Source organism: Pontibacter kalidii, assembly GCF_026278245.1.
Classification (GTDB): Bacteria; Bacteroidota; Bacteroidia; order Cytophagales; family Hymenobacteraceae; genus Pontibacter; species Pontibacter kalidii.
Window position 1 is genome coordinate 1794103 of record NZ_CP111079.1, and the last position, 25200, is coordinate 1819302.

Below are 25200 nucleotides of genomic sequence, written 5' to 3' on the forward strand. Positions count from 1 at the left end.
ATAATGCTTATGCCTCCACCAGCTTCTGATCGTTTATTAAGCTATTAAATAACTGGTAAGCTTTTCCTGATGCAAGCGTTTCTTTGGCTATACTTACAGCCTCCTGCAGTGCCAACTCCGGGCGGGCACATTGCAGGGCCATGGCGGCGTTGGCCGATACCACGGCAGTCTGCGCTTCGGTACCCTCTCCTTTCAGCACCTTCAGAAAGATCTCGGCAGCCGATCCTATACTTCCGCCTCCTTTTATTTGCTCTTGCTTCAGCGTAGGCAGACCAAGAGCTGCCGGATCCAACAAGGCTTCTTTGTTGTCGGAGATCACTTTGAAAGGACTCGTCAACGATACCTCATCATAGCCGTCCAGGCTGTGCAAAATGGTATAGCGGGTATCGGTTTGCTGATACAGGTAGCTGTACATGCGGGCCAGCTCCAGACTGTATACACCCACCAGCTGGCGCTTCGGGAAAGCCGGGTTCACCATCGGGCCAAGGATGTTGAAGAAGGTTTTCACGCCCAGGTCTTTGCGAATGGCTCCTACGCCTTTCATGGCTGGGTGGAACAGCGGCGCATGCAGGAAACAGATATTATACTTCTCAATGCTTCGCTGGATAGCATCTGTATCGGTCGTGAACTTAACACCCAGCGCCTCCAGCACATTAGACGAGCCACAGGAGGACGACACGCCATAGTTTCCGTGTTTCGCCACCGCCACGCCATTGGCCGCTACCACAAAGGAAGATAACGTGGAGATGTTAAAGGTATCCTTTCCATCGCCGCCGGTGCCGCACAGGTCAATCGGGTTGTAGGCATCCAGGTCTACGCGGTGGCATAGCTCCAGCAGTGCATCGCGAAAGCCTTCCAGTTCCTCCACCGTAATACTGCGCATCATGAACACGGTCAGGAAGCAGGACACCTGGCTCTGGTTATACTTGCCTTTGGTAATATCGGCCAGCACCTCCCGTGCCTGCGCCTTGGTCAGGGTTTTATGTTCAAATAAGTGGTTTAGTATTTCTTTCATTTCTTTTCTCTTGACAAATGATTCTTTGACAAAAGACAAAGGACTTTTTTCTCTTTTGTCCTTTGTCACACAGTCCTATGTCTAGCTTTCCAGCCAGTTCTTAATTATCTCCCGGCCATACTTTGTCAGCACTGACTCGGGGTGGAACTGTACGCCGCGTACTTTATGGTTTTTGTGGCGCAGTGCCATGATGCGGCCTTGCTCATCCACGGCCGTGGGCACCAAGCAATCCGGCAGCTCCTCTTCTACCAGCCATGAATGATAGCGGCCGGTTTCAAACTCTTTGGGTAGTCCCTTAAAAAGAGGTTCTTCCTCACAAACAACCTGCACCGGCGTTGCCACCCCGTGCCATACTTCGCTGCTGTTAAACAGCTTACCGCCATATACTTCCCCTATGGCTTGATGCCCGAGGCACACGCCGAACAGGTCTTTTCTGGAGCCGTAGGTGCGGATGATCTCTTTCAGCAGCCCCGCCTCGTCCGGAATACCCGGGCCCGGCGATAGCATGATCTTCTCAAATTGGCTTACCTCTTCGAGTGTGGTTTTGTCGTTGCGGCGCACCGTTACGGTGGCCCCCAGTTCCTGCAGCAGGTGCACCAGGTTATAGGTAAATGAGTCGTAGTTGTCGATTACGAGTACGTCCATGTTAGTTGATGTTTTGGGCCAGTTCCAGGGCGCGGCGCAGCGCCATTAATTTATTGTCTACCTCCTGCAGTTCGCTTTCCGGGTTAGAGGCGGCCACAATGCCTGCACCTGCCTGGAAGTATAACCGATAGTCTTTGCTCAGGAACGAGCGGATCATGATAGCGCTGTTGAAGTTGCCGTTGAAGTCGAGGAAGCCGATGCAGCCGCCGTAGAAGTTGCGGTTGGTAGTTTCATACTTGTCGATGAGTTGCATGGCCTTGTGCTTGGGAGCTCCGGACAGCGTACCGGCGGGAAAAGTGCTGGCCACCATTCTCAAGGCATCCTCCTGGTTGTGCAGCGTGCCGGACACTTTAGATACCAGGTGAATCACGTGCGAGTAGTACTGAATCTCGCGGAAGGTCTCCACCTCCACGCTGTGGCCGTTGCGGCTCAGGTCATTACGTGCCAGGTCCACCAGCATGACGTGCTCTGCATTTTCCTTCGGGTCGGCCAGCAGTTTCTCAGCCAGCGCGGCGTCGGCAGCGTCGTCCCCGGTTCTCCTAAAGGTGCCGGCAATCGGGAAGATGCTCGCCTTTTGATCTTTTATCACCAGCTGCGCCTCCGGCGAGGAGCCGAAGATCTTAAAGCTGCCGTAGTCGAAGTAGAACAAGTAGGGCGACGGGTTTATAGAGCGCAGGGCACGGTAGACATTAAACTCATCTCCCTGAAAACCCTGTGCAAAGCGGCGGGAAAGAACGAGTTGGAATACATCGCCGCGGAAGCAATGCTCCTTAGCTTTGGCAATGTTTTTCAGGAACTCCTGACCAGAGATATTGTGCTCTTCTGCACCCGTGGTTTTGAAAGAAAAGCTGGGAATGTTGCGGCTGTTCAGGATAGCCTCCAACTGGCCAATGCCTTCATCATCTCCCTGGTTATAGTTGTGCGCAAAGATGTAGGCTTGGTTGGTGAAGTGGTTGATGGCGATGATGTGGCGGTACACCGCATAGTATAGATCCGGAATACTGGCGCGGCCTTCTTTCTTGCTGATCTCAACATCCTCGTAGTAGCGCACCGCATCGTAGCTCATGTAGCCAAACAAGCCGTTGTGGATGAAGTTAAACTGCTTGTTCTCCTCCACCTCAAAGCTCTTGGAAAACTCCCCCAACAGGCTTGGCACATCCGTATCTTTCGTGATATCAGTGGTACGCATGCTGCCGTCCGGGAAGGTTTCTGTCAGCACCTCGTTCTCGGCTTTTATACTTGCCATAGGATTGCAGCAGATGTAGGAGAAGCTGTTCTCGGCGCCGTGGTAGTCGGAGCTTTCCAGCAGGATGCTGTTCGGGAACTTGTCGCGCAGCTTCAGGTACACGCTCACCGGCGTCAGCGTGTCGGCCAGGAGTTGTTTGTAGGTGGTTGTTAGTTTATACTTACTCATGTTGCTTTGAGGTGATGAAAAAAACAAAAAAGGCCTGCCATTCTAGTGAACAGCAGGCCTCTTATACCCTTGGATTAATGCTTTTATATGTTACTTCATATGCGGCATAGAATGGCTGTTCACGATACTTTGCGTAACGTGCCACCACCATGCCATATGAAGATTTTGAATCATTGTGTCTTTTTTCTAATTGTATGGGACTGATCTTTTATTCCCACTACGCTTGCAAATGTAGAAGCTAAAGCGGATAAAACAAATCTTCTTCCGAATTAATTTCCCAGGCTCATTCCGTGTCTATGCCCAAGATGGCCGCTTCGGCATCAGCCAAGTGCTCCAACTCAGCACTGCCACAGGTGTTTCGAACAAGGGTAGCATAAAAGCTTATACTTCTTTCCAGTACACTCAGCGCCAGCCGCTCATTCACGTTATGGACAAGCTGCGCGGACTCCCGATCCACAACCTGGGGCGCGAACCGAAAAATGTTGGATGTCAGGCTATCGTAATGCCTGGCATCTGTAGCACCGGGGAAAAGCGCGGGCACGACCAGTGCATCCGGGAACGATTGCTGTATGGTGGTTTTCAAGGCATCGTACACCCAGGTATTGGTAGGAGTTTCAGGCGAAGGAGGCGTATAAACACCATACTGGGAAATCTCCACCCGGTCATCTTTTATCACCTTGCGCACATAGTCTAGTACCGTCTGGTCATTCTCACCATTCAGGATACGCACGTTAAGTACGGCGCTTGCCTGGCGGGGCAAAACGTTGTTTTTTTCACCCCCGGCGATGATGGTAGGTACCAACTTGGTGCGGATCAGGACATCCGTGGCCTGATCGGATGCCAGCTTTTTCAGGATCTTTTTCTTAAACAACCCATAGTGCCGCATCGCAAACCGGTACTTGCCGCCCATCCGCTCCGTCAGGATTTCCAGCGACTCGCGGGTAGTGGAGGTCAGCCTCGGCTTAAAGGGGTTCTGCTGCAATCGGCTAATGGCGCGGCTCAGGATGCTGATGGGTGTCTCTGCGGGGGGCGCGGACGAGTGGCCTCCGGTGCCGTTCACCGTCAGAAGCAGGTTCAAACTGCCCTTGGCAGCCGTGCCCACCAGGGCCAGGGGTTCCTTTATTCCGGGAATTACCCGCTCTGCCACGGCCAGGCCCTCATCAAAAACCGCCTCCAGCTGCACATCCAGTTGCTGCAGGTGCTCGCTGATTTTCCCTGCCCCTTCGTCGCCCCCTATTTCTTCATCGTGGCCGAAGGCCAGATACAAGGTACGCTCCGGCTCATACCCCTGTTCCAGAAGCCGCTCCACCGCCTCCAGCATTGCCACCACCCTATACTTATCGTCCATGGTGCCACGGCCCCAAACGTAGCCGTCTTTCACTATTCCAGCAAACGGCTCCTCCAGCCATTCCTCCTCCGAGGCGGCTTCCACGGGTACCACATCCATATGGGCAGTGAACAGCACCGGTTTAAGCTGCTCATCCTGACCTGCCCAGGTATAGAGCAGGCTATAGTTGTTAATCACCTCCACCTGCAGCCGCTCATGTACCAACGGAAACGCCTGTGCTAAGTACGCGTGTAGCCGCTCAAACTCGCTGTACCTGAAGTTAGCGGAATCTAAAGCTGAGACAGTTTCATAGCGTACTACAGCAGCTAACTTTTCGACTGCACCAGCACGCGTGCCCACAGCCGTACTATCTGTAGCGGAAAAAGCAAGAACATTAGTCCCAAGAAAAAAGAGGAAGGAAAACAGTAAAAAAAAGAAGTACTTCATAACTACGGACGCTCCATGCAGGAAATACACCTGTAAAGGCATCTTTAAATAATAAAATAAAATTCCCCGAAACCACAGAGAACATGTCTAAGTTATTGATTTCCTTCCACATTATCAATTTAAACATGTTATCTGTACCAGTTAGGGCAGGACCCTGGCGTGATCCGGGTTTCTTAGCAAGTAGGTGCGACGGCTGGACAGGAAATGCAGGTTTTGTTTGAATTCCTCCCTATATGGTGCTTACCTTTGTAGTCCTTCCGCCAAAACGTTGATAATTTCCTTATGAGACGAACGCGCACTGAACTGCTATATAGAAGTACCTCCCTGGCTATTGAGTTTAATCCGGTAGAAGAGTGGATCTACGCGAACTGGCGTGGGTATCAGAACTATGAGTCGGTGGTGTTAGGGTGCGAGAAACTGCTGGAGCTGATGAAGGAGAAAGCTTGCTTCCGAATCCTGAATGACAACACGCACGTGGAGGGGCAATGGTCTACGGCAGCCGGCTGGGTGGCCGCAGACTGGTTCCCGCGGATGCGTGCAAGCGGGCTGCAGGTGTTTGCATGGGTATACTCTCCAAGTGTTTTCAGCAGGCTTTCAGTTGATAAAAGTATAAAACTGGCGGAGTTTCCGGACTACATCAAAGTCTTTGAGGACATCGCCCTGGCCAAAGACTGGCTTAGAGCACATATTTAGTGTACCAGAAGTATAAACCGAAAGAGGTGCTAACTTAACAGTAGTAGCGCCTCTTTCGGTTTTAGGTCTTGTTAAAGCACCCCCTTGGTGCTTGGGATGGAGGTATCGTGCAGGTTTCGCTCCACGGCCACCCGAACAGCTCGTGCGAAGCCTTTAAAAATCGCCTCTATCTTGTGGTGCTCGTTATCGCCCTCCACCTTCACGTTCAGATTAGCCCTGGCCGCATCAGAGAAAGATTTGAAGAAGTGGAAGAACATCTCTGTGGGCATATCCCCTACTTTCTCGCGCTTAAACGCACAGTTCCAGACGGTCCAGGGGCGCCCGCTGAAATCAATGGCCACCTGTGCCAGCGCCTCATCCATGGGAAGTATAAAAAAGCCGTAGCGGCTGATGCCCCGCTTGTCTCCCAGGGCCTTTAGAAACGCCTCGCCCAGTGCCAGACCGGTATCCTCTATGGTATGGTGCTCGTCGATGTGCAGGTCTCCTTTTACGTTGATGTTCAGGTCAATCTTTGCGTGTTTGGCCACCTGCTCCAGCATGTGGTCGAAAAAGCCGATGCCGGTGCTGATATTCATTTTGCCAGAGCCATCCAGGTTCAGGTCTACCTGTATATCTGTCTCGGAGGTGCTGCGGCGGACGCTGGCTGTGCGGCCGGTGCCCCGCTGCTTCAGGAAAGTATAAATCTCATCCCAGTCGGTGGTGTTGAGGGCTGCACCCTCAGCCGCAGCTTCCCCGATAAAGATAGCTTTGGCCCCCAGGTTCTGCGCCAGTTTCACGTCTGTCTGCCTGTCGCCTATCACGAAGCTGTTGGCCAGGTCATACTCCCCGGCAAGGTAGTTCTTCATCATACCGATGCCTGGCTTGCGTGTCTCCAGCCCCTCATGCTCAAAGCTGCGGTCGATCAGTATCTCATCAAATTGGATCCCCTCGCTTTCCAGGATCTCCAGCATCTTGTTCTGATAGGGCCAAAACGTATGCTCCGGGTATGAGTCGGTGCCCAGGCCATCCTGGTTCGTCACCATCACAAATTCATAATCCATCTCGCGGTAAATACGCGCCAGGTTGGTAATGGCCTTCGGAATAAAGGCAAACTTCTCGAAGGAATCTACCTGGAAATCGGTTGGCGGCTCTACCAGTATGGTGCCGTCACGGTCTATAAAAAGTGCTTTTTTCATCTTTTACGTATCATGTAGCACGTATCAGGTATCACGACTTTGGGAGATCGTCTTTGTATGAGTCTTGCTACGTGATACGCGCTTCGATTTAGTTAAACTGAGAAATGGCTTGCAGCAGCTGCTGGTTTTCCTCCAGCGTACCTACGGATATGCGTAGGCAGCCCTCGCAGCCAGGCAAGGATGATCTATTCCGCACAACAATCCCTTTATCCAGCAGGTATTTATACATACCATTTGGATCTTTTACTTTAACAAGTATAAAGTTGGCGTCTGATGGGAAAACAGTTTCTACGGAAGGCATATTGGGCAGCGCTTCCATCAGAAGTTCCCGCTCCTGCACGATCTCCTCGATCATGTCTCTCAGCGCCTCCTCCCGCCCCAGCGCCTGCAGCGCCAGCTCCTGCGTCGCCTCGTTGATGTTGTAGGGGGGCTTTATTTTATCCAAAACAGCAATAATTTCCGGAGAAGCGAAAGCCAGGCCCAGGCGCAGACCGGCCATGCCCCAGGCCTTGGAGAAGGTCTGCAGCACCACCAGGTTCGGAAACTCCTGCAGGCGGCTTGTCCAGCTGCGAGCATCGGCGAAATCAATGTAAGCCTCATCAATCACCACCAATCCGTTAAAGGCGCGCAGCAGCTCACTTATACTTTCAGGCTCAATTAAATTGCCCGTTGGATTGTTGGGCGAGCAGATAAAGATGATTTTGGTCGTTGGTTTTACGTTCAGCAGCACCTCCTCCACCGGCAACTGGAAATCGTCGGTTAGTTGCACCGCCTGCAGCGCCACATCGTTTAGGTTAGCCGATACTTCATACATGCCATACGTAGGCGGCAGGTGCAGCATGCTATCCTGGCCCGGGCGGCACACCATCCGGAACAGCAGATCAATAGCCTCATCGGAGCCGTTGCCCAGGAAGATCTGTTCCGGCTGCACACCCTTCAACTCCGCAATTCTGGTTTTAAGCTTCCTCTGGTGCGGGTCCGGGTAGCGGTTATATTTGTCGCCAGCCAGGCTGCCGAGGCTGTTTTCGTTGGCGTCCAGAAACACACTGGCAGCGCCCTTAAATTCGTCGCGGGCCGAAGAATAAGCTTTCATCTTCAGCACGTTCGGGCGAATGATATCTTTCAGGTTAAACACGGTTCAGTTCTTTAAGTCGTATACTTACGGCGTTCTTGTGCGCCTCCAACCCCTCGGCCTCTGCCATGGTTTCGATGGTTTTGCCGATGTGCTGCAGCCCCTCGCGGGTAATGTACTGGAAGGTGATCTTCTTTACAAAGCTATCCAGTGACACGCCACTGTAGGCTCGGGCGTAGCCGTTGGTGGGCAAGGTATGATTGGTTCCGGAGGCATAATCTCCGGCAGACTCCGGGCTATAGTGGCCCAGAAAAACAGAGCCCGCGTTACTGATGCCATCCAGCAGTTCCTCAAAATCAGAAACAGAAAGTATGAGGTGCTCCGGCGCATAAAGGTTGGAGAAACGGAGCATTTCCTGGCGACTGTTAAGTATAATGCCAAGGCTGTTGCGCAGTGCCGGGGCTGCAAACTCCCTGCGCGGCAGCACGTTTAGCTGTGCCTCCAGCTCCTGCTCCACCTGCTGCAGCACCTCTTGTGAGGTGGTCAACAGTACCACCTGCGAGTCGGCACCATGCTCGGCCTGCGAGAGCAAGTCAGCGGCCACGAAAGCCGGATTCGCACTATCATCAGCCATCACCAGCACCTCCGACGGACCAGCAGGCAGGTCGATCGCCACGCCAGTCTTACTTACCAGCTGCTTGGCAACTGTAACATACTGATTTCCCGGGCCAAATATCTTATACACTGCAGGCACACTCTCGGTGCCAAAGGCCATCGCAGCAATGGCTTGCGCGCCACCGGCTTTGATGATTCGGGTAATGCCCAACAAGGAGGCCGTGTAAAGTATGGCCGGATGGATGCTGCCGTCCCTGGCAGGCGGTGTGCAAAGTATAATCTCCTGGCAACCGGCAATCCGCGCCGGTACGCCCAGCATCAGCAGCGTGGAAAACAGCGGTGCAGTACCCCCCGGAATGTATAAGCCTACCCTTTCAATGGCCACGCTTTTACGCCAGCAGCTCACACCGTTCATGGTCTCCACCTGCTTTACCGGCTCTGCCTGCTGTGTATGGAAGAGCTGTATATTACTGTATGCCTGCAAAATAGCCTCCTTGAGTTCCTGCGGAACTTTGGCCTCAGCTGCGGAGATTTCCTCCTCCGTAGTTACCAGGCCCTGGAGTTGTACTCCGTCAAATTTTTGGGCCAGTTGCAGCAAGCCAGCGTCGCCCTGCTCTTGCACCAGCCGGAACGTTTCCAAAATGCCCGGCTCCAGCTCATCCAGGTTTTTGGTTGGCCGCTTCACCAGCTCTTCCCAGGTTTCTGGGGCCGGGTTTATGATCTTGCGCATAGCCTTATACTATCATTTTTTCGATTGGAACCACCAGAATGCCCTGTGCCCCGGCAGCCTTTATTTTCTCGATGATCTCCCAGAAGTCATCCTCGTTCACTACCGAGTGCAGTGAACTCCAACCTTCTTCCGCCAGGGGCAGTACCGTAGGGGCCTTTATACTTGGCAGCAGTCTGCTGATCTCCTCAATCTTGTCATCCGGCGAGTTGAGGAGAATATACTTGGCCTTGCGGGCACGCTGCACGGCATGGATGCGGAACAGTAGTTTCTCCAGCACCTGCCGCTTCTCCTGCGTCAGGAGTTGGCTGGCAATCAGCACGGCCTCGGACTTAAACACGCGCTCCACTTCCTTCAGGCCGTTGCTAATGAGCGTGCTCCCCGAACTAACGATATCGCAGATGGCCTCGGCCAAACCGATACTTGGGGCTATCTCCACAGAGCCGCTGATGGTATGGATCTGGGCCTGCACCCCCTGCTCATCCAGAAAGGCCTTTAACAGGTTGGGGTATGAGGTGGCAATGTTTTTGCCGTTGAGGTCGTGGATAGATTTATATTCGTCGCTCTTGGGCACAGCCAGCGACAGGCGACATTTCGAGAAGCCCAGCTTCTCCACCGTCAGCTCCTCTTTCCCCTCCTCCACCAGTACATTCTGGCCTACTATGCCAATGTCGGCCACACCGTCGGCCACATAGCCAGGAATGTCATCGTCGCGGAGAAAGAGGATCTCCAGCGGAAAGTTAGTGCACTCTGTCTTGAGTTTGAGGGAGCTATTGACAAAAGAGATGCCGCACTCGCGGATCAGGTTAAGCGATTCATCGCTCAGCCTCCCCGATTTCTGAATTGCTATTCGTAGCATTCTGTAAGGTATCGTAAAAGTATGATATGGAAAACAAGATTATATACCCTGCCTGGGGCAAAGTATAATACGGGGCAACGCCCGTCGGGGGCAATATGGTAGTAGGATTCCTCTTACGAGGAATGATGGATGTGGTGGAAATGTACATGCGCAGCCAGGGCAACAGGCGTTGTCTGACTAAGAGGGGCGCTATATGTATCGTATATACTCATGTACTTGGCACAAAGTAAAGGTGTTTTGTGCTCAAATAAAAATAAAGGCGATGCTAAAAAGCAAATTAAGGGTAAAAAGCATGCTACAAGTATAAAACTTAGTAGCTGTTAAACAGCTATCCTGCTTATTCTGCGATAAGCCTGATCAGCTTCTGTAAAATAAATCTGCAAACAATCATAATTCGTAAGTTGCTATACTATGGTTTAGAAATGCTACCAAGCCACAGTAACACATGGTATTTTGGTTACTATACCCCCGCTAAAATAAAATGTTGCCGTTTTTTAGTGAATGAAAATAGCGCATATCTAATGTAAAGCTAATGTATAGCTGCATGCATACGGCTTAGAAGTATCATATACAGCAACATAAGCAGCTGGTTAAAGCAGTACTGCAGGTTCAGGCGTCCGATAATTTTTTTTTCAGGATTTCTAATCCTCCAGGACAGGCCATACCAGAAGCTCCCATTCTCCTAAGTGGAAGCATGATAAAAACAAAAGCCGGTAACAGAATCGCTACCGGCTTTTGCCCTATATTTGGAGTGTAGGGATCTTATTTTTTCAGCACCATCTTAATCGTCTTCACACCGGATGACGTTACCAGGCGAGCAAAGTATACACCCTCCGGAAGGCTATCGGCTGAGAACTCAAACTCGTAACGTTTCCCTGCCTCTGCCAGACCTTCACTGTAACGCTTCACAACAGCCCCTTTTACATCGTATACTTCCAGCGCAAAACGCTCTTCTTTCTCGAATGAGAAGGCAATGGTAGTTCTGTCGGTGTACGGGTTAGGGTAATTCAGGAAGCGGCTAGGTTCAACTGGCAGTGCAGCTGCATTGGCTGTAAGTTTAGCTGTGCTCGACACCTTTACTGTGGATTTCTCCTTGTGTATCACAATAGAGCCACCGCCTAGCACTGTAGCTAAATCCGAACTCTCTGCAACACCTCGTTGGTTATCATAAATAACATCCGCTTCACTACTAGAGCCGTTACCCCAAATCTTAATTCTAAATTCATCCGGACCGTTGTCACCATTGGCACTGCCATCGATCGCAATGACTCTGAACCTGTGTACTCCGGAGCCATTAACAGTTCCGTAACCGGTGTAGGTTGCTTTCTTCCCAGCTATCACCAAAGACATATCTTCGTGCTCAAAACTTGAGAAGTGAAGGTCTCCGGCCTTAAACTGGAAGTTAGTGTGCCCCTCTACCTCCGTTGTATTGTTCTTGCCATTCTTATACTTTGCATTAAACCCAAAGTTGGCTGTACCTGTCACACCGTATTTCTCACCTTTCATTGCACCTACAGGTGATTCAATCCAGCCCCCACCGGTAACAAAGCCACCGGTTGGATCGAAGACTACTACATAATTGTAAGGAGCAGAAATACTCGCACCACAATAATCTGTAACCGTAAGCACTACAGAGTATACGCCAGGTTGTGGATACTTGTACGTAGCTGAAATCGGAGAACCGCTAATGGTTTGCGTAGTTGTGCCTCCATTACCCCAATTCCAAACGGCTGTTGCTATGTTAGCATCGTCAAAAGATGCCGTTAAGGTTACCTCAGTGCCAAGTTGCACTGGCGAAACCGGTCCGTTTACCACCAAGTTAGATGGCACTTCGTTCTCAACCGTTACCGTAAAGCTTTGGATAGAAGCGTTTCCGGCTTCATCAGTGGCTTTGTAAGTAACAGTCGTCGTTCCCACAGGGAAGGTAGCACCTGAAGCAAGACCGGCAGTCATTACCGGGGTGACAGCGGAGCAGTTGTCAGAAGCTGTTACATCGTAATTCACTGCAGCGCCACACTTATCGGGCTGCGTCTGAACAACAATGTTAGCAGGTACAGTAAGCACTGGCGCGTCATCATCGGTTACAGTTACCAGTAATTGGTCAGTGGCCGAGTTGCCGGCTGCGTCTGTGGCAGTATAGGAAACGGTCGTCACGCCTTTGTTGAAAGTATAAGTTCCTACCTGCCCCTGGCCATTGCCTGTTGTTGCACCGCTCATCACCCAGTTTACCTGGCTACCTGCGCAGTTGTCGCTAAAGGCAGCATCAGGTAGGGCAATTGTTGCGGTACAAGTTCCGTTTTCTGTGCCAGCTGTTTGATCAGCAGCCGCCGCCAGTACCGGAGCCGTCTCGTCCTGAGCCGTCAGCACCACCTCGTCAGTAGCTGTATTGCCGGCTGCGTCGGTAGCCGTTACCAGAACCGTGATGGTTTCGCCGTCGGTGGCTGCTACGGCTGTACCTGCGGCTGGAGACTGGCTAATAGTCGCCGCAGAACAATTATCGGTGGCGGTGCCTCTTACATCAGGTATGATGATAGTACACGCTGCACCCAAAGACACATTCTGATCAGCTGCTGCTGTAAGTATGGGAGCAGTTTCGTCCACTACTCTTACTAGCTGCGTAGCAGAAGCCGTCAAGCCTGCTGCGTCTGTCACCGTCCATATTACTTCTGTTTCTCCCAGCCTGTAAGTTGCAGGTGCATTATTGGTCACGGAAGCCACAGAGCAATTGTCTGCTGTAGTTGGTGTTCCAAGTGTTACATTAGTGGCATTACAAGAGGCGTCTGCTGCCACTTCAACATCAGCCGGAGCCGTTATAGTTGGTGCCTGCGTATCAGTAACAGTAACTGTTTGTGTCACGGCGACGGCCTGGTTGCCATTGGCATCTGTAGCATTCCAGGTAATAGTAGTTGTACCAACCGGATACTGAGCGTCTAAAGCCGCACCGTCATGACGTGTTCCTCTTGCTGGTCTTGCTTCGCAATTGTCTGTCACCTCCGGGGGAGTAATGGAGAGCGTAGCGCCGCATTGGCCGGCATCAGCCGGGGCTGTTACAGGTTCAACAGCTGCGATTACGGGCGCAGACACGTCATCCACAATTACCTGCTGCGTAGCCGTTGTTATATTACCATTGCCATCATCGAATCTCCAGGTAATAGTAAAGGTACCCTGCTCTTCGTATGTTGTAGGGTCTACAGTCGTGCCGGTGATGGTACCCGCACAGTTATCTGTAGTGGTTGGCGCTGCTACGGTTACCGAGCATTCGCCGGTTGCATCTGCCAAGGTTGGCTGTACTGGCGCCGTTACGTCCGCTACAATCACCTCTTGAACAGCAGTTGAGACGTTGCCGTTTCCGTCGTTGAAGGACCAGGTAATTTTATACTTACCCTGCTGCGTATAAGTCAGCGGATCATCCGTAGTACCGGTAATAGTGCCGCCGCAATTATCTTCAGCGGTAGGAACTTCTGTAACAGTTACAGCACATTCAGCAGTGGCCGCAGCTATGGTAGCAGGTGCTAACGGTGCGGTTTTGTCCTGTGCCGTCAACACCACTTCCTCCACATCAGTGTTACCGGCGGCATCTGTGGCAGTTACAGTGACGTGAATCTGCTGACCATTTGTAGCCGTAACAACGCTGCCTGCCACAGGGCTCTGTGTGATGGTTACGCTTCCACAGTTATCGGTGGCTGTGCCTGTTACATCTGGTATGGTTACGGAACACCCGGCGGCCAGCACAACCTCCTGAGCTGCAGCGGCTGTCAGTACCGGAGCGGTAACATCTCTTACGATCACGCGCTGGGTGGCCGTAGACGTATTGCCATTGCCATCGCTGAAGCTCCAGGTAATGGTATATGTACCTTGTTCAGTATAGGTGGTTGGATCAGAAGTGGTACCGGTAATGGTGCCAGCGCAACTGTCTGTTGTGGTTGGCGCTGCTACGCTTACCGAGCACTCGCCGGTTGCGTCAGCCAAAGTAGGTACAGCCGGAGCCGTCTTATCCTCTACCGTTACCTCAACTGGCTCAGATGCAGCAGAAGAACATCCATTTGAAGTCTCAATAACTGTATAAGAGCCACTCTCGCTCGCTGTAAAAGATTGATTTGTTGCACCATTGATCGCTACATCATCCTTATACCACTGGTTACCACTGGCTGAAGAAGAAGTTAAGATTACAGCATTACCCGGGCATACTGTGGTGCTTGACTCAGCACTAATAGTAGGAGTGGCTGGAGTAGTTTTAGGAGCAGCAGTACCTGAACCAGCAGTGCTTGTACATCCGTTCACCGTTGTTGTTACAGTGTAGGTGCCAGCAGTGGATACTAAGATAGAAGACGTGCTTTCGCCAGTGCTCCAAGCTAGCGTGCCTGCAGCATCAGTAGAGAGCGTCGAAGTGCCGTCGCAGTTGTCGGTTACTATAACTACCGGAGCAGTTGGAGCAGACCGAGGTGCTGCAGTGCCTGAACCAGCCGCACTCCTACAGCCACCATTTACGGTTGTCGTTACGGTGTAAGTTCCAGCGCTTGTTACTGTAATAGAAGAGGTAGTTTCGCCTGTACTCCATAACAGAGAGCCAGAAGCATTTGTAGATAAGGTAGAAGTGCCATCGCAATTATTAACAACTGTTACTTCCGGTGTAGCAGGTGTTGTACAAATAGGGGAATAGGCTGCTGTTAAGGTTGATACATTATCAGGGTTACCGGTTGGAGAAAGTGTAATTTCTGGAGCTGAATAAGTAACTCCATTGATAATTATATTATTAAAAGTAGCCGTAATAGTTTGATTGTTAGCCACAGATATATTAGGAGAACCAGAGGGGCCCGGATATGTAAATGTTTTGGTACCTGTACTGGCAGTACTACCATTGTTGTTATTTGTAACAGTGTAAGTCGCAACAATTTGTGGTGTCCCACTCAATCCTGTAGCATTGAATCTAACATTGGCGTCGTAGAAAACTGTAGTGGCTTTAGCTCCAGTTTGCTTACCCTCTACTACAACAGTAAACATAACGCCCAAATGCCTGTCCTCTATCGGGTACTCTATTGTCCAGGAGCCATCCGCATTCACTTTGGTGTCATGATACCCATGATGATGGTCATGTGCGGGGGTTTCCTCGAGGTGCACATCCACTGTGCTGTCCTGCGTCCAGCCATAACCTGTTATAATGGCTACTTCCCCCGGCACGTAGTCATCCTTATCAGACATCACCGTAGGTGCATAATTATCAAAGGCTTTAGCGCCTGCAAAGGAGAGTGCGGCTAAAATAGCTATCAAGTATAGCATACGCCATTTAGCCGTCTGTTTTAGTAAAAGTGTTACATTCATATGTGTTAAGGGTTAAAAATGAATATTCCTGAGGAGAGGATGAACATTAGCTTTAATGTCCTTCACCAATGGGTATAGATTACCTGCCGAGGAGATTTCTTAAAATCCTTGCAGATTATATATACCAGCAGCCTGTTGCCACCAGCGCAAAATAGTTTAATAATTAAGTCGGAAAGTATAATTAGACGTAAACATATACAGAAAAAGCTTACATATGTTGTATTATTATCATATTAATTTTACATTAAATAAAGCAAGTTATTTAACATGTTGACCTACAGGCTATTACAACAAGTTTCACTCGGCTGATTTTGATTTACAGAACCATAGCCTTTGCAACTTGAAATTGAGGATGGGCTCCACTTAATTTTATTAGCTTTGCATGCTGTTTATAATGCTGCCTTTGTAGCATTGGCATAGTTTTTTCGGTATATAAACTAAAATCGAGAAGCTCATTACAACGACCTGACGACCATGAGAAGATGCCTACTTAGCTATTTTATACTATCAGCCATACTTCTGCTGGAGGCAAGCAGTGCCTTTGCACAGGTACGGTTGCCGCAGGCCAGCCCTCCAGCCATGCTGCGCCAGACGATAGGCCTAACTGACGTGACCGTAAACTATCATGCACCAAGTGTTAGGGGGCGTAAGGTTTTCGGAGATCTGGTACCCTACGGGCAAATGTGGCGTGCGGGTGCAAACGAGGCAACGCTGATTACTTTTCAAGATGAGCTGTTTCTGAATAACGAGCGGGTGCCGGCTGGTACTTACTCCTTCTTTATTTTCCCGCAGAGCGATTCGCTGTGGCAGGTAGTACTCAACAAGGATACTACTCTTTGGGGTTTGGAGGGATACAATGAGCTGGATGACGTGGCTTACCTGGAAGTGAAGCCCACAAAGACAAGCGAGTTTGTGGAGACCATGCAGTTTTCTTTCTCCGACATCAGCACTAACAAAGCCAAACTGAACCTGGCCTGGGAGAACACCAGAATATCCCTGAGCATCGAGACAGACATAGAGAAGAAGGCGCTGGAGAACATTAACTACGCCCTGGCCAACGCCGCCAGCGACGATTGGTATACCTGGGCACAATGCGCTGAGTATATGCTGCCGCGCAAAGAGCATCACGAGAAGGCCTTGCAGTGGATCAATAAATCCATCGCTATAAAAGAGAACTTCTACAACAACTGGATCAAGGCCAAGCTTTACGCCTACAACAGGGAGTACCAGATGGCTGCGTCCTTGTCGGCAAAGGCCATGGAGTTGGGCAATTCGGAGCCGGAAAGCTATAAGACGTATGCCACCCAGATAGAAACTGCTTATAGCGAGTGGAAGAAGCGACGTTAGAAGTATAAAATGCCGTAAATTATAAAGGGAAGCCGTAGACTGGCTTCCCTTATTTATTGTAGAAAATTATACTTTGCTGCAATAGAGGATGGACTAGAATTTAGCTACGAACCGCACATTCAGCCGCCGGCCCGTCAGGTAGTTAGGTACGGCGTAGGTCACGCTGTTCACATCGCGCACATAATTGTAGGACACCCAGTTCTTGGCATCTATCAGATTGAGCACTTCCAGGCCCACCCACAGGCTCTCCAGCCCCATCTTGCGGCGCTTCACCACATCGCTCTCTACTACAATCACTTTAGAGAAACCTATATCGATGCGCTTGTAGGAGCGGCCATCAAAAGCATTTCGGTACTCCGGCTGGCGCGGCGGGCCAAACGGCAGACCGCTGCCGTACACCAGGTTCAGGTACATGCGCACTGTTGGGTTGTCGGGCAAGTGGTCCTGGAAGAAGACGCCCACGTTCAGCAGTTGATCTGTTGGCCTGCGTATAAAGCCTTGCGCTTCCATACCTATCCGCTCGCCCTGTGCATTATAAACGGATATCGAGTCCCCCTCCACCTTCTCCTTCGTTGATAATATTCCAAGACTCAGCCACGACTCCGCGCCAGGAATGAACTCCCCGTTAACACGCACATCGAACCCGGCAGCATAAGCTTTTGCATTGTTTTTGGCGTAATAGCGCAGGCGCACGTTGTCCAGGTCGTAGGGGACCACGTTGGTCATCCATTTATAGTAGGCCTCCGAAGTTAATTTAAAGTCACGGCCCCAGGCCTGGAACAGGTAATCGCTCCCCACAATGGCATGTATGGCTCGCTGTGCCTTCAGCTCCGGGTTCAGCACACCGTTAAAATCCCTTAGCTCACGGTAAAAAGGGGGTTGGAAGTATAAACCAAGGGCCGTCTTAAAGGACAGGTTCGGGTTATGGCGTGTAATGAACGCGTACTGCACGCGCGGCGAAATGTTCAGCTCCCCGTTATAGTCCCAGTAAGTGGCGCGCAGGCCGTACGTAATCGTCTTGAGCGAGTCCAGCTCAAAGGTATGCTGCAGGTAGCCGCTGTAGCGCAGGGTGTTCAGGTTGAGTTGGGAGCTGAGGTAATAATTCTGCGTTACATAATCAGCAGAATCGGAAAAGCCATACTCCTGCAGTTGGTCCTCTATGTTTTCGGACCCAACCTTAGCCCCGAACTGTAGGTTGCTGCGCTGGCTGATGTGCCAGGTGTTACGTAGTTCCGCGGCCAGCATGCGCGCCAGCAAGGCATTGCGGGCATGGCTGAAGGTGCTGCCTACGCCCCGCTCCTGCTGGCAATCGCCTATGCCGTCTCCGTTATTGTCCACGTCGCACAGGCGGTAACCAGCCTCCACATCCCGGAACTCCCGCTCCCGCGAGTGCACACCCGAAAGTATAAACTCTGAAGTATAGAACTGGCTGAAGCGGTGCGTAAGGTTGAGCCCCGCCTGGTAGGTGGCATACTCCATCCGCTCCTGCCCTTCAAAACCGATGAAGAGGCGAAGCGGCGTATTGCGCGTGCCAAACGTGGTAACCTGGGACTCCGGTTCCACTCTGAAATCATTTCTGGCATAGCTGGTAAGAATACCCAGGGTGGTGCGGCCGCGGTCGAGCGAGTCTTTTGTCAGGTCGATGTGCACGTAGGCCTGCGCATCGGTGAAGACGGGGTTATACTTTCCATCCGTCTGCAGCCCCTGTAGAATGTATTGGCCGTTTTTGTGGCGCGCGCCAAACAGGTAGGATACCTTCTTGTTCTTAGAGGCTGATTCCAGGTGCAGGGTGCCACCCGTAAGCCCACCGCTTACGGAAGCAGCAAATTCCGTGGGCTGTTTATACTTGATGTTGAGCACTGACGAGAGCTTATCGCCATACCTGGGCTGCCAACCTCCCGAGGAAAACTGGATATCCCCTACCAGGTCAGGGTTCACAAAGGAGAGCCCCTCCTGCTGTGCCGAGGAAATCAGGAAAGGGCGGTAAATTTCGATATTGTTGACGTAGACGAGGTTCTCGTCGTAGTTGCCACCGCGCACGGAGTAGGTGCTGGAAAGCTCATTGTTGCTCGATACACCAGGCAGCGTGACCAGCACTTTGTTAAAATCACCGAAGGCAGAAGGCAGGTTGCTGACATCCCGCGGGTCCAGGGTCGTCACACTTACCTGTTCCCGGGCGTCATCCTGCTTGCCGCGCACATCCACCGTCTGCAGCTGCTTCGGGTCCGGGTCAAGTATAAATTCCAGTGTTTTTGTCTCATCGGGCAGCAGCTGCAGCGTTTGCTCCTGCTCTTTGTAGCCCAGGTAGCGCACCAGCAGCACCAGCTCGCGCTGGGCCGGAACAGCAAGTATAAATTCTCCCGCAGCATTGGTTCGCGTGCCTATGGAGGTGCCTTTCACAGCCACCGTGGCCATCTCCAGCGGCTCCTGCTGCCGGTTCAGTACCTTGCCGGCCAGCTTGGCCTGCTGTGCAGAAACACCTATGGGCAAAAGTATGAGCAACCACACCGATAGATATCTCAGCATCAGGAGCGCGGGTTTTTATTTAGTTGATTTTAGATCAGCGATCGTCTGGATAGGATCTGCGGAAGAGAAGACAAAACTACCCGCTACCAGCACGTCGGCCCCTTTCTCGAGCAGCAATGGTGCGTTGTCCTGGTTCACGCCTCCGTCAATCTCAATCATGGCCTGCGAGTTGCGCTGGATGATCAGGTTCTTCATCGCCTCAATTTTGCGGTACGTATTTTCGATGAATTTCTGTCCACCAAACCCCGGGTTCACCGACATCAGGCACACCAGGTCTACATCCGCAATCACATCCTCCAGCAAATGCACCGAGGTATGCGGGTTTAGGGCTACACCCGCCTTGGCGCCTGTTGCTTTTATCTGCTGCATGGTGCGGTGCAGGTGGTGGCAGGCCTCCAGGTGCACCGAAATGGTATCAGCGCCTGCCTCCCTGAAGCGCTCAATGTACAGCTCCGGCTCCACGGTCATCAGGTGCACGTCCATTGGCTTCTGGGCGTGGCGCCCGATGGCATCCATCACTGGAAAGCCAAAGGATATATTGGGCACAAAACGGCCGTCCATGATGTCGATGTGCAGCCAGTCGGCCTGGCTTTTGTTCAGCATCTCCACCTCCGACTGCAGGTTAGCAAAGTCAGAGGCTAATACGGAAGGAGCGATGATTGGTCTCATACCTGCAAAGGTAAAGTTTAATGATGAAGCAAAATGATGATTTATACGCTGAAAGCCAAACTACAGCTTCACGAACCGAAGCGTAGCCACTTTATGGCCAGAACGGATGCGGCACAGGTATAAACCGCTACGCATTGTTTGTGGCTCTAGTTGTAGAGGCTGCTCCGCCTGTGCCTGCATTATACTTTGGCGATACACCTGCTTGCCCGTCGCGTCCAGTACCTGCACCTCCACCTGCTGCTTTAGCCACGCCTGCCCCAGGTAAAGTATAACCGGCTCCCGGCTGACCGGGTTTGTAATGTATAATGCCTCCCCGGTAGCAAGGCCAGGTACCGCTGTAACGGTGCGGCTGTAGCCAGGGATGCCGTAGCCGATGTTATTGTCGGGGTTTTCGGTGTTACTGCCGCTGTTGCGGAGCATCTCTATCACTTCTAAATTGGTTTTAAACGGATTTGCCTGCCACAGGCTCGCTGCAAAACCGGCCATGATCGGTCCGGCAAAGGAGGTGCCGTTCCCCTTCGCCAAAGTGCCGTTCGGAAGTATAAAGTACGCCCCCTGCCCCAGCGCCACCACATCGGGCTTTATGCGGCCATCGGCAGTCGGACCAAAAGAACTAAAAGTTGCCTTCACGCCCAGCGAGTCTACAGCGCCCACTGTCAGCACTGAATCGGCATCGGCGGGGGCAGACACGAAGCGCCAGTTTTTATTGCCTTCGTTTCCGGCGCTTATCACCACCAGCATACCCGTGGCAGCGGCCAGGTCGGCTGCCCTAGTCACCAGCGATGTATTGCCGTCCATATCCTGGTAAGTATAGCTTTGGGAAGGCGCATCGAATAACGTATAGCCAAGGGAGGAGTTGATCACGTCGGCCCCGGCGCTGTCGGCATACTCGGCGGCCAGCAGCCAGTTTATCTCTTCGATATTGTGCTCAGAGGCGGCATCCTCCGTACGCAGCAGCAGGTAGTTGGCGCCATAGGCCGTGCCGATCATTGTTCCGGGAGCGTAGGCAGCCATGGTAGAAAGAACTGCCGTGCCGTGTGCGTCCGCCACCAGCGCGTTGGCTTGCTTTTGCACAAAATCAAAGGAGCCTTTCAGCTGATTGTTCTCAAATAGGTGGGCGAAAGCGGGTAAGTTATCTACCGCCGGAAAACCCGCATCGAACACGGCTATGGTCATACCCGCGCCGCTGTAGCCGTCCAGGTGCAGTTGGTCAGCCCCCAGCATGTCCGCCTGGTGATAGGCTAATCCATAGTCATCAGCCTCAGGAGTGGGCAAGTATGCGGCAGCTGCAACAGACACAGCTTTTATGCTTTGTCCTTCCTGTTGCAGAAACATTCCGGCTGTTGAAAGCCTGTTTAAGGTTCGGGTGCTTTTTACAAATGGCAGTTCCTCGAGTTGCTGCAGTTCCTCCTCAGAGCATTGCACCACCGCCGCATTAAACCAGCGCGAAGTGTACCAAACCGTTACGCCTGCCGCTTTCAGGCCGGATACGTAGGCTGGGTTGACGGGAAGGTCGCGAGAAACCAGAGAAATATTTTGCCGCTTGCGCCGCTGCAGGGCTTTGGGGGACAAGTATTCCAGCGGCTCGGAAAGGGAGAATGGGCTGCCGTTTTTATCGGTAAAGTATACTAAACGCTTCTGCTCCTCTTCGTCTGTGTTGCCTGTATCCTGTGCCCAAACAGGCAGGAGCGGCAGCAGGCAGATAAAGAGGAGCAGCGAGCGCATAGCTTATTCTTTTCCGTGAGAGATCAATTTTTCGTGACGCTCGTGGCCGTGGATTTTGTAGCCCTCTCCAAACGGACATTCCTTCGATTCTGTATCCCTACAGTAAACTATCCTATTAAAAAGACGGTAAATAGCACCAACTCCTTTTGAGTAAACCTCTTTACGTTCATCTAAAGTAGAAAGATCCTCAGTAGGTTCCCCTTGTATCACTGTAACCGTACTATCATAGGTAACACCATTTACTGTAAAACTTTCCCCAAGTTTGTCGAAAGTATATGGTTCTTTTTCTGAAGAAGAATTAACACGATCATTGTAAGCATCACCTGCCCATATCTTACCTTCTTTAACAGGAAAGACCATTTTGACATACTTCGTGTTATTCTTTGTTAGGATAACATGTAAGTCTGTCTTTACCACTGTCATCACAGAATCATCCACCCACGGGGTATTCTCATTAGCACGCACAGAGCGGATGATCTTATAGTTGAGCGTGTTGGTTTGGTCGTAGAAAGTCGTGTCTACGCGCTCACGTAGCTGGAAACGAGTAGTATCGCCTACGTCGCTCATATATCGGATATCGATCACGTCATAAATGCGCCAGTCGCCCACTTCCAGCGGATAGTAGTCGTAGCCCATTACTTTTGGGTCCGGGTCTTTATACTTATCCTCGCAGGCGGCAACAAGACCAGCCAGAACAACCAAAAGCAACAAAGCTCTACTCATTATTGCAACACGTTCAGGTTAAATTCAGAGTTATAGTTCGACTCGATCCAGCCGCCGCCCACTACATCGTTTCCTTCGTAGAAAACAGCCGCCTGGCCCGGGGCAATGGCATGCACGCCGCTCAGGAAATGTACCTTCATCTTATCCCCCACTTGCTCAATAATGGCCTCTGTGCCCGGATCGTTGTAGCGCACTTTGGTAACCGTCGGGATAGGTTGCCCGATCAGGTGCTCATACTTAGACATGTTCAGCTTACCCACCGTCATGGCGTTTTTGGCCAATTCGTCGTAGTTGCCCAGTACCACGCGGTTACTATCCTTCTCGATGCGTGTAACGTAGGCCGGGAAACCTAAGGCAATACCCAGGCCCTTGCGCTGTCCAATGGTATAGAACGGATACCCCTCGTGTGTTCCCACCACGGTACCATCCTCCAGCACAAACTCGCCGCCTGCCACGCGCTCCTCCAAACCTTCCACTCGGCGCTTTAAAAAGCCACGGTAATCGTTGTCAGGAATAAAGCAGATCTCGTAAGACTCCGGCTTGTTCACCAGTTCGGTGAAGCCACGCTCACGCGCCATCTCACGTATCTCGGTCTTATGCAGTTTTCCCAACGGGAAAATGGTGCGGCTCAAGCTTTCCTGCGAAATACCCCATAGCGCATACGATTGATCCTTGCTTTCGTCGAGGCCCTTGGAAATTACGTACCGCCCGTTTTCCTGGCGCAGGTTAGCGTAATGTCCCGTTGCGATAAACTCACAGCCTAACTGGTCGGCACGACGCAGCAGGGCATCCCATTTAATATGTGTATTGCATAGCACGCACGGGTTCGGCGTGCGGCCAGCCAGGTACTCATCCGTGAAATGATTGATTACAAAGTCCCCAAACTCCTCGCGGATATCTATGATATAATGCGGGAAACCAAGTTGAACAGCAATGTTACGGGCATCATTGATGGAATCGAGCGAACAGCAGCCTGTTTCCTTTTTGCTGGCGCCGCTGGAGGCGTAATCCCAGGTCTTCATGGTCATCCCCACTACCTCGTAGCCTTGCTCGTGCAGCATCACGGCTGCCACCGAACTGTCGATACCGCCGCTCATCGCCACTAATACCCTTCCTTTTGTACTCATCTATTTAAAAAGTGTATGTCGATTTAAAAATTTCGCTATTTGATACAAATATAGCAACAACAAAACAGTTATAAAGATTCAGGTTCTAATTTCTGCTGTGGCCAAGGGCCTAAAGTATAAATAGGGCCGGAAAAAAGCGAAAAAGGTTGGCGGTAACGGAAAATCGAGCTTACTTTGAATCGCAGAAAATTATGTCTTAAACGAGTAAAAACATAAAGTATAAATTACTATGGGCCTACGTACCTCTGTGATAGTAAACGGAATAAACAACCTGAGCGATGCCCGCTACTGTGCTGGCATGGGTGTGGATATCATCGGTTTCAACCTGAAACTGGATGACCCGGAGCGTGTACAACCTCAGACCCTGAAGGAAATAATGGGATGGGTGGCTGGCGTGCAAACCGTAGGCGAATTCCTCCGCGCAAGGCCAGACGTGATCAATGAGATGGCCGAGGAGTTTAAACTGGACCTTATTCAGCTGGACGTACCCTACCTGATCGACGAGATCGAAGAGATCAACCGCCCCGTGATTCAGAAGGTGTTTATCAATAAGGACACCGTGCAGAGTGAGCTTCTGGAGATGATGGAGCTTTATACCCCTTTCGTTCACTCGTTCATTATCTTTTCCGACGACTTCGACACGATTGACGAGACCAACTCCCGTTTCCTGGCTGACCTCTCAGCGAAGTTTAAAGTATACATTGGCTTCGGCATCGACAAAGCCAATATTAATGGCGTACTGAAAACCGTTAAACCCACTGGAATCGGCCTGACAGGAGGACATGAAATTAAGCCCGGCCTTAAAGACTTTGACGAGCTAGCCGATATTTTCGAGGAAATAGAGGAAAGTTAGGGAGTTAGAGAGTTAGAGAGATGGGGAGTTAGAGAGTTTAGGAGTTAAATTTTCACTATACTATACTTTTCTCTCCTGGGAAAACGCACAAAATAGATCGGCCTGACGAATTTATACTTCGTCAGGCCGATTCGCTTATGCATACCGAAAGGGTTAGCTGTACTTCATATTTACCTGCTCTCCTATACTTCCCAAACTCTTTAACTCTCTAACTCCTAAACTCTCTAACTCTTAGTCTCCCCAACTCTCTAACTCCCTAGCTTTCTACCTCACCCTATACTGCAGGTATTTTATTTTGATGCCCTCGGCCAGGTAGCGCTTTTCATAGGTGGTATAGATGCCCATGGTATGCTCCAGCAGGTCTGAGTTATAGAGGTCGGAAGTATGAATCAGGCCTTCCACCTGCCGCTCCTGCAGCACCTCCAGGGTATACTCATAAAGTGGGCCATTATCGGTTTTCAGATGGATAACGCCGCCGGGCTTTACGATATGCTCATACAGGTCCAGGAAGCGCGGGGACGTGAGGCGGCGCTTAATGTCGCGGTCGCGGGGGCGTGGGTCCGGAAACGTGATCCAGATCTCATCCACCTCATTCTCGGCAAAGTTCTCGGTGATGTTCTCAATAAAGGTCCTTAGAAAGGTTACGTTCTCCAGTTCCTCCTCCTCTGCCAGGGTGCTTCCCTTCCACAGGCGCGCGCCTTTTATGTCTGAGCCAATGAAGTTTTTCTCCGGAAACAGCCGCGCCATCCCAACACTATACTCCCCACGGCCACAACCTACCTCTAACACAATCGGGTTATCGTTCTCAAAATGCTGCTCCCGCCATTTACCAACTAACTGGCCGTAAAGCTCATCACCCGGTTCAATTACATTCTCGCGTTCCGCAATCGCGGCAAACTTTGCTAATTTAGATCTTCCCATT

General features: G+C 51.2%; 18 protein-coding genes. 3 read left to right on the forward strand and 15 right to left on the reverse strand.

The window, feature by feature from the left end:
- Window positions 1-7 precede the first annotated feature (7 nt).
- The 4 genes from trpD to OH144_RS07725 all read right to left on the reverse strand — a co-directional run bounded on the left by trpD (window position 8) and on the right by OH144_RS07725 (window position 4761).
- Entirely contained in the window at window positions 8-1015 is a 1008-nt protein-coding gene (gene trpD / locus OH144_RS07710) for an anthranilate phosphoribosyltransferase (protein ID WP_266205720.1), read from the reverse strand.
- Between the two features lie 81 nt (window positions 1016-1096).
- Window positions 1097-1660 (reverse strand): anthranilate synthase component II, encoded by a 564-nt coding sequence (locus tag OH144_RS07715; protein WP_266205721.1) that lies wholly within the window; start codon window positions 1658-1660, stop codon window positions 1097-1099.
- A 1-nt stretch (window position 1661) separates the two neighbouring features.
- Window positions 1662-3074 carry an anthranilate synthase component I family protein gene (locus tag OH144_RS07720; protein WP_266205722.1) on the reverse strand — a complete coding sequence of 471 codons (1413 nt, stop codon included), beginning with the start codon at window positions 3072-3074 and terminating at the stop codon, window positions 1662-1664.
- A gap of 283 nt (window positions 3075-3357) precedes the next feature.
- Window positions 3358-4761 carry a M20/M25/M40 family metallo-hydrolase gene (locus OH144_RS07725; RefSeq protein WP_266205723.1) on the reverse strand — a complete coding sequence of 468 codons (1404 nt, stop codon included), beginning with the start codon at window positions 4759-4761 and terminating at the stop codon, window positions 3358-3360.
- A gap of 369 nt (window positions 4762-5130) precedes the next feature.
- Between OH144_RS07725 and OH144_RS07730 the strand changes: the two genes are divergently transcribed.
- Window positions 5131-5541: a hypothetical protein gene (locus OH144_RS07730; RefSeq protein ID WP_266205724.1), complete on the forward strand. Its 411-nt coding sequence runs from the start codon at window positions 5131-5133 to the stop codon at window positions 5539-5541.
- Between the two features lie 71 nt (window positions 5542-5612).
- Here the strand turns inward: OH144_RS07730 and hisB are convergent, their stop codons facing one another.
- The 5 genes from hisB to OH144_RS07755 form a co-directional block, all read right to left on the reverse strand.
- Window positions 5613-6716, reverse strand: a complete 1104-nt coding sequence (hisB, locus tag OH144_RS07735) for a bifunctional histidinol-phosphatase/imidazoleglycerol-phosphate dehydratase HisB (RefSeq protein ID WP_266205725.1) — start codon at window positions 6714-6716, stop codon at window positions 5613-5615.
- An 88-nt stretch (window positions 6717-6804) separates the two neighbouring features.
- Window positions 6805-7851, reverse strand: coding sequence for a histidinol-phosphate transaminase (gene hisC / locus OH144_RS07740; protein ID WP_266205726.1), 1047 nt, complete (start codon window positions 7849-7851; stop codon window positions 6805-6807).
- On the reverse strand, window positions 7844-9133 hold the full coding sequence (gene hisD, locus OH144_RS07745; protein ID WP_266205727.1) for a histidinol dehydrogenase: 1290 nt from the start codon (window positions 9131-9133) through the stop codon (window positions 7844-7846). The genes hisC and hisD overlap by 8 nt, the downstream gene beginning before the upstream one ends.
- A gap of 4 nt (window positions 9134-9137) precedes the next feature.
- A complete protein-coding gene (hisG, locus tag OH144_RS07750) occupies window positions 9138-9989 on the reverse strand; it encodes an ATP phosphoribosyltransferase (protein ID WP_266205728.1) in 852 nt (283 codons plus the stop codon).
- Between the two features lie 762 nt (window positions 9990-10751).
- Window positions 10752-13958, reverse strand: a complete 3207-nt coding sequence (locus OH144_RS07755) for an HYR domain-containing protein (protein ID WP_266205729.1) — start codon at window positions 13956-13958, stop codon at window positions 10752-10754.
- A 1824-nt stretch (window positions 13959-15782) separates the two neighbouring features.
- Here OH144_RS07755 and OH144_RS07760 point away from each other — a divergent pair.
- Window positions 15783-16655 carry a DUF2911 domain-containing protein gene (locus OH144_RS07760; protein ID WP_266205730.1) on the forward strand — a complete coding sequence of 291 codons (873 nt, stop codon included), beginning with the start codon at window positions 15783-15785 and terminating at the stop codon, window positions 16653-16655.
- 93 nt (window positions 16656-16748) lie between these two features.
- Here the strand turns inward: OH144_RS07760 and OH144_RS07765 are convergent, their stop codons facing one another.
- Genes OH144_RS07765 through mnmA form a run of 5 tightly spaced genes read right to left on the reverse strand, consistent with a single transcriptional unit; the run spans window position 16749 to window position 23425 of the window.
- On the reverse strand, window positions 16749-19181 hold the full coding sequence (locus OH144_RS07765; RefSeq protein WP_266205731.1) for a TonB-dependent receptor: 2433 nt from the start codon (window positions 19179-19181) through the stop codon (window positions 16749-16751).
- Window positions 19182-19196: 15 nt separating this feature from the next.
- Window positions 19197-19850 (reverse strand): ribulose-phosphate 3-epimerase, encoded by a 654-nt coding sequence (gene rpe / locus OH144_RS07770; RefSeq protein ID WP_266205732.1) that lies wholly within the window; start codon window positions 19848-19850, stop codon window positions 19197-19199.
- 60 nt (window positions 19851-19910) lie between these two features.
- Complete coding sequence (locus tag OH144_RS07775; RefSeq protein WP_266205733.1) at window positions 19911-21575, reverse strand: S8 family serine peptidase; 1665 nt, start codon at window positions 21573-21575, stop codon at window positions 19911-19913.
- Window positions 21576-21578: 3 nt separating this feature from the next.
- Window positions 21579-22298 (reverse strand): hypothetical protein, encoded by a 720-nt coding sequence (locus OH144_RS07780; RefSeq protein WP_266205734.1) that lies wholly within the window; start codon window positions 22296-22298, stop codon window positions 21579-21581.
- Window positions 22298-23425, reverse strand: a complete 1128-nt coding sequence (mnmA, locus tag OH144_RS07785; protein ID WP_266205735.1) for a tRNA 2-thiouridine(34) synthase MnmA — start codon at window positions 23423-23425, stop codon at window positions 22298-22300. The genes OH144_RS07780 and mnmA overlap by 1 nt, the downstream gene beginning before the upstream one ends.
- 229 nt (window positions 23426-23654) lie before the next feature.
- On the opposite strand from mnmA, the gene trpF reads away from it, so the two are divergent.
- On the forward strand, window positions 23655-24278 hold the full coding sequence (gene trpF / locus OH144_RS07790; RefSeq protein WP_266205736.1) for a phosphoribosylanthranilate isomerase: 624 nt from the start codon (window positions 23655-23657) through the stop codon (window positions 24276-24278).
- Between the two features lie 264 nt (window positions 24279-24542).
- Here trpF and trmB read toward each other — a convergent pair whose 3' ends face one another.
- Window positions 24543-25199 (reverse strand): tRNA (guanosine(46)-N7)-methyltransferase TrmB, encoded by a 657-nt coding sequence (trmB, locus tag OH144_RS07795; RefSeq protein WP_266205737.1) that lies wholly within the window; start codon window positions 25197-25199, stop codon window positions 24543-24545.
- Between the last annotated feature and the right edge of the window lies 1 nt (window position 25200).